15 protein-coding genes and 1 pseudogene are annotated in these 10904 nt (G+C 72.6%); 7 read left to right on the top strand and 9 right to left on the bottom strand.

All coding sequences use genetic code 11. The features are described 5' to 3' along the window. Together BJF79_RS20685 and BJF79_RS20690 are read right to left on the bottom strand one after the other, a co-directional pair. Positions 1–783, bottom strand: a pseudogene (locus BJF79_RS20685) (hypothetical protein); the annotation flags it as partial. Next, complete coding sequence (locus BJF79_RS20690) at positions 762–995, bottom strand: hypothetical protein (RefSeq protein ID WP_075899702.1); 234 nt, start codon at positions 993–995, stop codon at positions 762–764. The pseudogene BJF79_RS20685 and the gene BJF79_RS20690, both read right to left, overlap by 22 nt. Before the next feature lie 215 nt (positions 996–1210). Here BJF79_RS20690 and BJF79_RS60870 point away from each other — a divergent pair, with 215 nt between their 5' ends. From BJF79_RS60870 to BJF79_RS20715, 6 genes are all read left to right on the top strand, one after another. Next, positions 1211–1570: a hypothetical protein gene (locus BJF79_RS60870; RefSeq protein WP_262402335.1), complete on the top strand. Its 360-nt coding sequence runs from the start codon at positions 1211–1213 to the stop codon at positions 1568–1570. Beyond that, positions 1504–1896, top strand: coding sequence for a sigma-70 family RNA polymerase sigma factor (locus BJF79_RS60875; RefSeq protein ID WP_262402336.1), 393 nt, complete (start codon positions 1504–1506; stop codon positions 1894–1896). The genes BJF79_RS60870 and BJF79_RS60875 overlap by 67 nt, the downstream gene beginning before the upstream one ends. A gap of 143 nt (positions 1897–2039) precedes the next feature. Further along, the gene (locus tag BJF79_RS20700; RefSeq protein WP_075899704.1) at positions 2040–2225 is read left to right on the top strand and encodes a hypothetical protein; all 186 of its coding nucleotides are present in this window, start codon (positions 2040–2042) and stop codon (positions 2223–2225) included. 9 nt (positions 2226–2234) lie between these two features. Next, positions 2235–3107: an HAD family hydrolase gene (locus BJF79_RS20705; RefSeq protein ID WP_083733619.1), complete on the top strand. Its 873-nt coding sequence runs from the start codon at positions 2235–2237 to the stop codon at positions 3105–3107. 1 nt (position 3108) lies between these two features. Continuing rightward, on the top strand, positions 3109–3582 hold the full coding sequence (locus BJF79_RS20710; RefSeq protein WP_075899706.1) for an NUDIX domain-containing protein: 474 nt from the start codon (positions 3109–3111) through the stop codon (positions 3580–3582). A 37-nt stretch (positions 3583–3619) separates the two neighbouring features. Beyond that, complete coding sequence (locus tag BJF79_RS20715) at positions 3620–4114, top strand: SRPBCC family protein (protein ID WP_075899708.1); 495 nt, start codon at positions 3620–3622, stop codon at positions 4112–4114. 28 nt (positions 4115–4142) lie between these two features. Here the strand turns inward: BJF79_RS20715 and BJF79_RS20720 are convergent, their stop codons facing one another. The 6 genes from BJF79_RS20720 to BJF79_RS20745 all read right to left on the bottom strand — a co-directional run bounded on the left by BJF79_RS20720 (position 4143) and on the right by BJF79_RS20745 (position 9324). Next, a complete protein-coding gene (locus tag BJF79_RS20720) occupies positions 4143–5156 on the bottom strand; it encodes a lysophospholipid acyltransferase family protein (protein WP_075899710.1) in 1014 nt (337 codons plus the stop codon). A gap of 12 nt (positions 5157–5168) precedes the next feature. Then, complete coding sequence (locus BJF79_RS20725) at positions 5169–6182, bottom strand: NAD-dependent epimerase/dehydratase family protein (protein WP_075899712.1); 1014 nt, start codon at positions 6180–6182, stop codon at positions 5169–5171. Between the two features lie 39 nt (positions 6183–6221). Continuing rightward, positions 6222–6320: a 30S ribosomal protein bS22 gene (locus tag BJF79_RS20730; protein WP_018654693.1), complete on the bottom strand. Its 99-nt coding sequence runs from the start codon at positions 6318–6320 to the stop codon at positions 6222–6224. 411 nt (positions 6321–6731) lie between these two features. Next, on the bottom strand, positions 6732–6935 hold the full coding sequence (locus BJF79_RS20735) for a helix-turn-helix domain-containing protein (protein WP_026403281.1): 204 nt from the start codon (positions 6933–6935) through the stop codon (positions 6732–6734). A gap of 338 nt (positions 6936–7273) precedes the next feature. Then, positions 7274–8122, bottom strand: coding sequence for a phosphatase (locus BJF79_RS20740; protein WP_075899714.1), 849 nt, complete (start codon positions 8120–8122; stop codon positions 7274–7276). Continuing rightward, on the bottom strand, positions 8119–9324 hold the full coding sequence (locus tag BJF79_RS20745; protein WP_075899716.1) for an acetoin utilization protein AcuC: 1206 nt from the start codon (positions 9322–9324) through the stop codon (positions 8119–8121). Before BJF79_RS20745 ends, BJF79_RS20740 begins: the two co-directional genes overlap by 4 nt. Before the next feature lie 129 nt (positions 9325–9453). Between BJF79_RS20745 and BJF79_RS20750 the strand changes: the two genes are divergently transcribed. Then, on the top strand, positions 9454–10410 hold the full coding sequence (locus BJF79_RS20750; RefSeq protein WP_083733620.1) for an alpha/beta hydrolase: 957 nt from the start codon (positions 9454–9456) through the stop codon (positions 10408–10410). A gap of 15 nt (positions 10411–10425) precedes the next feature. Here BJF79_RS20750 and BJF79_RS20755 read toward each other — a convergent pair whose 3' ends face one another. Beyond that, positions 10426–10815, bottom strand: coding sequence for a hypothetical protein (locus BJF79_RS20755; RefSeq protein ID WP_143220064.1), 390 nt, complete (start codon positions 10813–10815; stop codon positions 10426–10428). Positions 10816–10904: the final 89 nt, after the last annotated feature.

The raw sequence follows: 10904 nt of genomic DNA on the forward strand, positions 1-10904 counted from the left end.
CCAGCCCGCCGGGGGTGCCGGCCATCGCGGCCGCGGCGGCCAGCGTGGCGTCGACGAGCCCGTCGACGGCGGTCGCCCCGGCCGGGCTCTCCGGCAGCGGCTGCGCGCCGGACGGCTCGGGGAACCGCAGCTCCTCGGCCTGCTGCTCGGGGAAGCGCAGCGCGCCGCCGCGGCCGCCGCCGGCGGCCGGTTGTCGGCGGGCGGCGTCGGCGCCGGGACGGGCTGCTCGGCGGCGGCCCGCCGCCGCCCCTCGTACAGGGGCTCGTCGTAACCGCCGGCGTGCTCGTCCACGTAGTCCCCGTCGAAGTCGTCGTCGTAGAAGTCGTCCTCGTCCTCGTAGACGGGGATCGTGCGCATCGCGCCGTACCAGACGAGGCCCGCGGCGCCGCCCAGCAGGAGCACGGCCAGCGGCCCCGGCAGGAACCCGCGGGTGCCGAGGATCGACAGCACCCCGGCGAGCGCCACCAGCGCGACCGGGATCAGCAGCTCGCCCGCCTCGCGGTCCCGCTTGCTCGCCATCCACGCGGTGAACGCCGTGCAGGCCACCAGCGACACCGTCGACACCAGGTGCGCGCCGTCGACCAGCAGCAGCGGCAGCGCGTCGTAGGTGTCGCCCGGCTTCGGCAGGCTCTTGTCGAGATCGCCCTTCAGCGGGTCGAGCAAGAGGATGACGACGGCGACGACCGTGTAGGAGATGGTGAACAGCCACGCCCCGAAGCGCACCTGCACGAACCGCGCGATCAGCTCGATCATGCCGAGCATCAGCCACAGCGGGGCGAGCACGCCGCGCCGATCTCCGCGACGCGGAAGAACAGGCCGTTGAACCCCGCCAGGAACCCCACGGTCATCGCCAGGAGGGCGAGTGACAGGCCGACCAGGGTGAACGACCAGGCGATGAGGTAGAGCAGCCGGTCCTTGTATGCGCGCGAGACCAGCAGCCAGGTGGCGTACGAGGCGCCACCGGCCGCGAGAAGCGCGAGAAGAGCACTGACCATCGTGGCCCCATGGTGCCCGATGCCGGGCCCGTAGGGGTAACCCGGCACGTGCGCAGCACGAAGGGCCGGGACGGCGCAAGTCCGTCACCGGCCCGGTGCGGCGCCGGTCGCGAGCCCCTGTGCCGTGGTGGGTCCCGGCCATTGCCTGCCGCACCTTTCGGTATCTAGAGTGACAAATCCCGCCGGAGGTCCGCGTACGCCCGAGGGAGAACTGCATGAGCAGCTTGACCCTCGATGCCGGGGTCATCCCGCTTCCGCGGCGTTCCCGCGTCCCGTCCGGCGACCGTTCGGCCGATGACCGCACCGACCGTGCCGACCGCGCCGAACGCACCGACCGTCCCGCCGATGACCGCGCGGAGATGCTCAAGGCGCTCGTCCTGCGGGCCCGGGACGGCGACGCGGAGGCGTTCGGATCCCTCTACGACCACTACGTGGAGCTCGTCTACCGGTACGTCTACTACCGGGTGGCAGCCACGCCCTCACCGAGGACCTCACGAGCGAGACGTTCCTGCGCGCGCTCCGCCGCGTCCGCGACTTCCACTGGCAGGGCAAGGACTTCGGCGCCTGGCTGGTGACGATCGCGCGGAACCTGGTCGCCGACCACTTCAAGTCCGGCCGGTACCGGCTGGAGATCTGCACGGCCGAGCTCACGGAGCCCGACCGTCCGCAGGAGGGACCGGAACGGGCCGTCCTGGACGCGATGACCAACCGGACGCTGCTCATCGCCGTCCGGAGCCTCGGCTCCGAGCAGCAGGAGTGCGTGGTGCTGCGCTTCCTGCACGGTCTGTCGGTCGCCGAGACCGCGCTGATCATGGGCAAGAAGTCGGGCGCGATCAAGGCCCTGCAGTACCGTGCCGTCCGCTCGCTGGCCCGCATGCTCCCGGCCGACTTGCAGGGCTGAGACGTCCCACGCCCCCGTCCCGCCGGCCGACGCGCGGCGCCGTCCGCGACGCACGCCGCCGTCCGGCAGCGGGCGGGGCACCGAACGGCGGGCCGTAACCCGAAGCGGGTTCGGCTCGTTGTGCGGGCAGGAAGGGAGCGTCATTGCGAAGCGGGCGAGCCAAGATCGTCGGACGGGGAAATCCACTGGCCCACCTGCGGGCGCGACCGCCCGGCCCCGACCCGGACTTCCGGGCGGGCCTGCGGGAGCGGCTGGTGACGGCGGCGGCGCGCGGCGAGGACGGCCGCAACCGCGCCCGGGACGACGGCGCGGGTACCGCGGCAGACTAGGCTTCGCCCATGCGGCGATTCTGGCAGCGCGGCAAGAACCAGGACCCTGTGAGCGCCGGGAGGGCCGCCGCCGCGGCGGCCGCCGAGCCCGAACCGCTCCCCGAGCCCGACCCCGCCGCGGCGGCGTTCTTCGACGTCGACAACACGATGATGCAGGGCGCGTCGATCTACTACTTCGCGCGCGGGCTGGCCCGCCGCAAGCTGTTCACGATGCGCGACCTGGCCATGTTCGCCTGGGGCCAGGCGTCGTTCCGGCTGCGCGGCACCGAGAACTCCGAGCACATCGGCAGCGCCAAGGAGGCCGCGCTGTCGTTCGTCGCCGGGCAGCGCGTCGCGGGGATCGTGCGGCTCACCGAGGAGATCTACGACGAGGTGATGGCCGACCGCATCTGGCACGGCACCCGCACCCTCGCCCTCCAGCACCTCGACGCCGGGCAGCAGGTGTGGCTCGTCACCGCGACCCCCGTCGAGGTCGCCCGGACGATCGCGCACCGGCTCGGCCTCACCGGCGCGCTCGGCACCGTCGCCGAGACCCGCGACGGCGTCTACACCGGCCGCCTCGTCGGCAACCTGCTGCACGGGCCCGCGAAGGCCGAGGCCGTCCGGGCGCTGGCGCAGCGCGAGGGGCTCGACCTGACGCGCTGCTCCGCCTACAGCGACTCGATCAACGACCTGCCGATGCTGACCGCCGTCGGGCACCCGCACGCGGTCAACCCCGACGCCGCGCTCCGCGACCACGCGAAGGCGAACGAGTGGCCCGTCCACGACTTCCGGACGGGACGCAAGGTCACGATGGTCGCGCTCCCCGCCGCCGCCGGGGCGGGCGCCCTCGCGGGCGGCGTCGCGGCGGGAATGGCGCTGCGCAAGCACTACCGGTCCTGACGTGCCGTACCTGCCGCGTCGCGAGTGGTACGCCACGCTCCCGACCGCGCACGTGTCCGCCGGTGCCCTGCTGACCGACGACCGCGGCCGCGTCCTGCTCGTGAAGCCGAACTACCGGCCGTACTGGCAGATACCGGGCGGGGCGATGGACGCGGGCGAGGCGCCGCACCGGGTCGCCGAACGGGAGGTCCGCGAGGAGCTCGGGCTGCCGATCGAGGCCCGGCGGCTGCTCGTCGTCGACGTCGTCCCGCCGGACGACGACATGCCCCGCCCGATGATCCACTTCACGTTCGACGGCGGCACCGTCCCCGACCCGTCCGCGATCCGCCTGCAAGAGGACGAACTGGACGCGTTCGCCTTCTTCACGTGGGCCGACGCCGAGGCGAACCTCGCCCCCGCGCTCGCCCCGCGCGTCCCCGCCGCACGGCGCGCACGTGAACACGGCGAGACGATCTACCTCCCGGCCGCGCACTGAACTACCGGCGGCACGTCCGGTATGCAAGGGTTCGACCATGGAAGAGCGATTCGAGGTTCAGCGGACGATCGCCGCACCGCCCGCGACGGTGTTCGCGGTGCTGTGCGACCCGCGGGGGCACGTGGCGATCGACAGTTCCGGGATGCTGCAGTCGGCCGAGGGCGACCGGGTCGCGAAGGCCGGGGACCGGTTCGTCGTCCACATGGACCGCGAATCCCTCAACGACTTCCCGTTCGGCAAGTACGACGTCACCGTCGTCATCACCGAATTCAAGCCGGACGCGCACATCCAGTGGACGGTCGAGGGCGTGATCAAGCCGCACATCGAGCACCTTTACGGCTACCGCGTCGAGCCCGCCGAGGAAGGCAGCCTCGTCACGTCCTACTACGACTGGAGCCGGATCACCGAGGAGTACCGCGACAAGGGGATCTTCCCCGTCATCCCGGAGGCGGGCCTGCGCGCCACCCTCGGCATCCTCGCCCGGACGGTCGAGCAGCCGCCCCTCGACCTCGCCGCGCTCACCTCCGGCTGACCGGAGCCGGACGGCGGCCGGACGTCCGTCAGAAGAACGCGGGGCCGCGCCGCAGGCGCGTCTGGTGCAGCATCCGCTGGACGTTCTCGCGCACGTGGTCGTTGATCTCGAAGACCGTCATCGGATCGTCGGCGTCGTCGGGCTCGTAGTCGTCCAGGTACATCGGCTCCCCGAAGGCGATCATCCACTTGGACGGCAGCGGGACCAGGCCCGCGGGCCCCAGCAGCGGGAACGTCGGCGTCACCGGGAAGTACGGGAGGCCGAGCAGGCGGGCCAGCGGCCGCAGGTCGGCGATCTTCGGGTAGATCTCCTCGGCGCCGACGATCGCGCACGGCACGATCGGGACGCCCGCGCGCAGCGCCGTCCCGACGAACCCGCCCCGCCCGAACCGCTGCAGCCGGTAGCGGTCGGCGAACGGCTTGCCGACGCCCTTGAACCCCTCGGGGAACACGCCGACGAGCTCGCCCTTGCCGAGGAGGCGGGCGGCGTCGGCCCGGCAGGCCAGCGTGTGCCCCGCCTTGCGGGACAGGTGGCCGAGGACGGGCACCTGGTAGATCAGGTCGGCGCCCAGCAGCCGCACGTCGCGGCCCGCGTGGTCGTGCAGCGCGACCGAGAGCATGAGGCCGTCCAGCGGCAGCGTCCCGGAGTGGTTCGCGACGATCAGCGCGCCGCCGTCCGGCGGGACGTTCTCGACGCCCGACAGCTCCACCCGGAACCAGCGCTCGTACAGGGCGCGGGCGGCCGGCAGCAGCACCGTGCCGTTGAACTCGGGGTCGAAGCCGAACTCGTCGACCTCGTAGTCGCCGGTGAGGCGACGGCCGAGGAACTCCAGTCCGGCCGCGACCCGGCGTTCGAAGGAGCCGGGTTCGAGGGGCCCGTGCCCGGTGGACGCCGCGTCCCCGGGAGCGTCCGCGGGATCGTCGCCGCGCCGGGAGGCGGGCCGCACGTCGCGTCCGCCGCGCCCGCCGCCGCCGTCCCGTCCCCGTGCCGTGGCGAGCGGGATGATCCGGGCGCCCTCATCGGCCTCATGGTGGGCGTTCATCGTGCCTCCCTTTCAGCGACGGGAGCCCAGCGCGGCGGCCGCCCGGCCGAGCGGGCCGCGGCCCGGACCCCGGGCGGCGACGAAGTCGGCGAAGGCGGCCTCGGTGTCGTACTTCGGCCGCCAGGCCAGCTCCCTCGCCAGGCCGGACGTGTCGACCACCCGCCCGTGGGCGAGCCAGCGCAGCAGCTCGGGCGAGAATCCGGACATGCCCGCGAATCGGCGTCCCATGTCACCGGCGACGGAGATCGAGGGGGCCGGCACCGGCACCGACGGCCGCCCGGCGCGGCGCAGCGCCTGCGAGAGCAGCAGCACGCCGTCCCCGGCGACGTTGAAGCAGCCGGGATGGTCCTCGACGGTCATCCGGCGCAGCACCTCGACGCCGTCGTCGGCGTGCACGAACTGGAGCCGGGGATCGAATCCGAGCACCGTCGGGACGACCGGAAGACCCAGGTAGCGCGTGAACGGCGAGTCCACGCCGGGGCCGACGAAGTTCGCGAAACGCAGCACGGACACGGCCAGGTCGGAGCGGCGGCGCATCAGGCCGCGCACGTAGCCCTCGACCTCGACCGCGTCCTTGGCGTACCCCGACTCCGGCGCCTCGACGGGCTCGTCCAGCTCGGTGAAGACCGCCGGATCCCTCGGTGAGGAGCCGTACACGGCGGCCGAGGACCGCATGACGAGCCTGCGCATGTCGGGCGAGCGCTGGCACGCCGCGAGCAGCTGCATCGTGCCGATGACGTTGAGTTCCTTCACCTTCGCCCGCGGCACGGACGGCGACGTCACCAGGTTGAGGTGCACCACCGTGTCGACCCCGGCGGACGCGATGAGATTCGCGATGCCGGGCGTCCGGATGTCCACGCGGACGAACTCGGTGCGGCCGAGCGGCGCCGTGGGCGGGACCGTGTCCGCCCCGATCACCCGCTCGATGCCCGGATCGGCCTGCAGCGCGTGCGCGACCCGCGCCCCCAGGAAACGGGACACGCCCGTGACGAGGACGACACGGGCCGCGGCGGGCGTGGACGACACTGTGGGCCCCTACCCCCTACGGCCGAGCGGCCGGGGTGATCACTTCTTGTTGCGGCGCTGGATGCGCGTCTTCTTCAGCAGCTTGCGGTGCTTCTTCTTCGCCATCCGCTTACGACGCTTCTTGATGACAGAGCCCACGGGACCTCGCTCGGCGTATCGGGTGATGTGCGGTCCGGACCTGCCGCAGGCGAGGTCGCTCGTCTGCTCACTCGATGATGCGCGCACGGTCCAGTGGTCAAGAGTACCGCCGTACCGGCGCGGAACATGCGTCGGCATGGCGCGGAGCGGCCACGGGCCCCGCGCGAACACCGCGCGGACGTTTCCCGAACGCCCCGCGAACGCACGTCGGCGCGGGGGCCCGGCACCGCGCCGAGCACGGCACCGGACGCCGCCGCTTCCGCGGGGGCGGGCGCGCACGCCCGTCCCGTGCGGTGTCCTCCCGTCTCCGGCGGTCGCCCCGCCGGCGGGTCCCGTCCTGTTCCCCGTCACTCGGCCGGGTGCCGGCCCGGCGGCGGCTCCGGACGCATCGCCCGCAGCGCCGCCGCCCCGTCATCCGGCTTCGATGTACGCCTCGCGCAGGTAGTCGTGCACGGCCTGCTCGGGGACGCGGAACGAGCGGCCCACGCGGATCGCGGGCAGCTCGCCCGAGTGGACGAGGCGGTAGACGGTCATCTTGGACACCCGCATCACCGCCGCCACTTCGGCCACCGTCAGGAACCTGACCTCACTCAGAGGTCGCTCGCCTGAACTCATCGGACGCCCTCTTCCACACGTGCCGCGCACCGGCCCATCGGGTGACTTTGATCACGCACGTGTACTTCCTCCAGCGTAAATCGCGTATCGCGCGTCGCAAGAGGGGATTCCACGCATTTCTGTCTCCGGACCTTGCCGGGCCGCCACAGTGCTGATACGCACGCCTCGCCACGCCCGAACACACTGCGTGACGAAACCGTCGGATGTGAAGCGGAACCCCTCACCGACCTGCGTCTCAGGTGTCACGGGCGGTTCCGGACGAGCACATGCTCCACGTCCGCCCGCCGCCGTCACCCAGGGTGATTATCAACCGAGGGAACCATCGTGGCGGCCGGGAATCAGTCGGCCGGATTCAGCCCCGCGTGCCCAAGGATGTAGGCGGTCAAAGGGGTGTAATGGTGCGGATTCACCCCGTCGTCCAGCGGGACGACCACGTCGATCTTGCCTTCGGCGGCGCCGGCGAACAGCGCCGGATCGTTACAGTCCGCGAAACCGACGGTGTCGATGCCCGCCTGTCCGGCCGCTCCGGCCCACCCGTGATCGGCGATGGCCAGATCCGGCCACAATTCCGGTTTACCGTCCCGGGACCCCCCGGACGCGCTATCGGCGGCCAGTTCGCGGAGCATCGCCTCCATCGCGTGGGGGTCGTGCGTGTGCTGCGTACGGCCGTCCTCGCTCTCCAGCATCGCCACGCCCGGCTTCGCGTAGACCAGACGGCGCAGATCCGAGCCGCCGTAGTCGGTGTCGATCTCGTACGTCCACCCCTGCGCGGGCGTCAGCACCGTGCACCCGGCGTCCAGCAGAGCGCGCGCGACGGCTTGGTAAAGGGGTGTGAGCGTGGCCGGATGCCCCGTGGCGACGACCACGGTTTCCTTCCTGCTCGCCGCAAGGCCGATGCGCTCCCCCATCGCCTCCAGCGTGTCCAGAGTGATGTCGGGATCGATGGTGTCGTCCCCGTAGATGTGCCGGGGATCGGGGTCGACCCCGCACCGCTCGACCATCATCTCCAGGACGTCCCGCTCCGTCCAAGACGACTCGAACCGCAGGCCGAACTGGTAGTACGGGTGGCCCGCGGCCATCCGGCGGAAGTGCAGGAGGTTGTTCTGCCGGGGCGTCGCGACGTCACCGGCGATCATCGTCCGGACGAGGTGGGCCCGCAGGTCCGCACGGGTGGGCGCGGCCGTCACTCGTCCGTCATCGGATCGAGCCCGTGCTCCGGGAAGACCGCCCGCCGCGTCGCCAGCACCGCCTGGTCGACCGGATTCGCCGGATCGTAGCCGTTCCCCCACCTGTGCACCTCCACCACGTCGGTCCCGTCCGTCATCCGGCGCGGGGCGATCTCCTCGGTCCGCTGCCGGACGAACTCGCGCCAGTCGTCCGGCGTCGCCGTCTGCGGCGGGATCGGCCCGCCCGCGGCCTCCGCCAGCAGGTGCGTCCACGTGCGCGGGACGACCTGCACCAGCTCGTAGCCGCCGCCCCCGGTCGCCACCCAGCGCCCGCCCGCCGTCTCGTGCGCGAGCCGGTGGAGCGCCGCCGCGGCCGTCCGCTGCCCGTCCACGCTCAGGGTCAGGTGGGCCAGCGGATCGAGCGCGTGCGCGTCCGCGCCATGTTGCGTGACCAGGACCTGCGGCCGGAACCGGCGCAGCAGCGGCGGGACGACCGCGTCGAACGCCCGCAGCCACAGCGCGTCCCCGGTGCCGGGCGGCAGCGCCACGTTCACCGACGTGCCCGCCGCGCCCGTCTCGTTCGGGAACCCGGTGCCGGGGAACAGCGTGCGCGGCGTCTCGTGCAGGCTGATCGTCAGGACCCGCGGATCGTCGGCGAACGCGGCCTGCACACCGTCACCGTGGTGAACGTCCACGTCCACGTACGCGACGCGCTCGGCGCCCTGCCCCAGCAGCCACGCGATCGCGATCGCCGGGTCGTTGTAGACGCAGAACCCGCTCGCCGCCCCCCGCAACGCGTGGTGCAACCCCCCGGCGACGTTCGCCGCGTGCTCGGCCGCGCCCGTCCACACCGCCTCGGCCGCCGCGACCGAAGCACCCGTGACCAGCGCGGACGCCTCGTGCATGCCGAGGAACACCGGGTTGTCGTCGGTGCCGAGCCCGTACCGCGGCTCCGGCAGGCCGGTCGCGCCCGAGTGCTTGACGGCCGCGATGTAGGACTCCTCGTGCACCAGCCGCAGCAACGCGTCGTCCGCGGGTTTCGGCGCGACGACCCGCACGTTCGGACGGTCGAGGACGCCCAGCTCGCGCGCGAGCCGCATCGTCAACTCCACCCGGACGGGATTCATCGGATGCCCGGGCCCGAAATCGTAGGAGGTGAGCCGCTCGTCCCAGAGGATCTCGAGCCCGCACGGTCCGGGAGTGTCAGGGGCGGGACTGCTCATGGCCTCACGCTATCGCGACGTGGCTATGGCGCGGCTCACACCCGAACCCGATTCCGTTTCCAACGCGTGACGTGAGCAACTGTCCGGAGTTGGGCATATATCTACCTGACCGCAACCTGGGGAGGCCCGATGGACCCGAGCGTTCGCAGCCGCGTGATCAGCAACGCGCTCCGCCTCGGCGTCCACCCGATCATGGACCGCATCCCCGGCCACGCCGGGAGCATCCGCACCGCGCGCTCCACCGTCGACGCCGCGTCCCTCCTGATGCGCCACACCCAGCGCGTCCGATACGTCCCCCTCCAGGACCCCGGCGTCGAATCCGGCGAACCGCCCGTCACCGGCGAATGGGTCGTCGCCCGCGACGCCGAGGCGGCCCCCGGCGCGATCCTGTACCTGCACGGCGGCGGCTACGTGATCTGCTCGCCCCGGACGCACCGCTCCATCACCGCGCGCCTCACCCTCGACACGAACCTCCCCGTCCTCGTCCCCCGCTACCGCCTCGCGCCCGAACACCCCTTCCCCGCGCCCCTCGAAGACGCCGTCGCCGCCTACCGGTGGCTGCTCGCCCGCGGCGTCCCCGCGGGCGGCATCGTCCTCGCGGGCGACTCCGCCGGCGGCCACCTCGCGGCCGCCCTCACCGCCGAGATCTGCCGCACCGGCCTGCCGTCCCCCGCGGGCGTCGTCCTCTTCTCCCCGTGGGTCGACCTCACCTGCGAACTCTCCGCCCAGGCCCGCGCGCGCGACCCCTACATCAGCGCGCGCTCCGCCCGCCGCGTGGCCCGCCTCGTCGTCGGCCCGGACGGCTTCGACGACCCCCGCGTCGCGCTCCTCACCTGCGCGTGGACGAACACACCGCCCGTCCTGATCCAGGTCGGCGGCGCCGAGGTCCTGCGTCCCGAGGCCGAAGCCCTCGCCGACGCCCTCACCGCCGCGGGCGCCGACTGCGAACTCCAGGTCTGGAACGGCCAGATGCACGTCTTCCAGCTCCTGAACCGCGTCCTCCCGGAGGCGAGCGCCGCCATGCGCGACACGGCCCGCTTCATCGACGCCGTAACGGCCCCCGCCCGCGCCGAAACAGCCGCCTGACGGCCGCACCTGCTCTCAACCGACGGGTTCGGGCTCCCGCTCCCGCGCCCGTCCGGCCAGCGCGAACCCGGCCGCCGCCGCGACCGTCGCGATCCCCTCGCCCACAAGGCTGAGCCACTTCTCCGTGTACCAGATCGGGTCGTACATGTCCGGCAACGGCCCGAGCGCCCCCACGTCCACGTAGTGGTACAGCAGCAGCGCCCCCACCGCGCTCCCCGCCACCACGAAGCCCAGCGCGTACGCCCACCGGCTCCCGACCACCAGCACCACCACGGCCGCCACCCCCGCGACCGCCGCCTGCACCTGGAACAGCAGCTCGCCGGAGATCGCACCGCCCTGCACGTAAGCCATGTCCGGCGCGTAGATCCAATGCACGACCGCGTCGACCACCAACCCGGCGGCCACGACCAAACGGATAACGAGTCCCATACCCCCATACACGAACGAACGCCCCGAACGGCTCAATCCCCGTCGTACAAATTTAAACTTTGCCC

Origin of the sequence: Actinomadura sp. CNU-125 (assembly GCF_001942465.1) — a bacterium.
Lineage (GTDB): Bacteria > Actinomycetota > Actinomycetes > Streptosporangiales > Streptosporangiaceae > Spirillospora.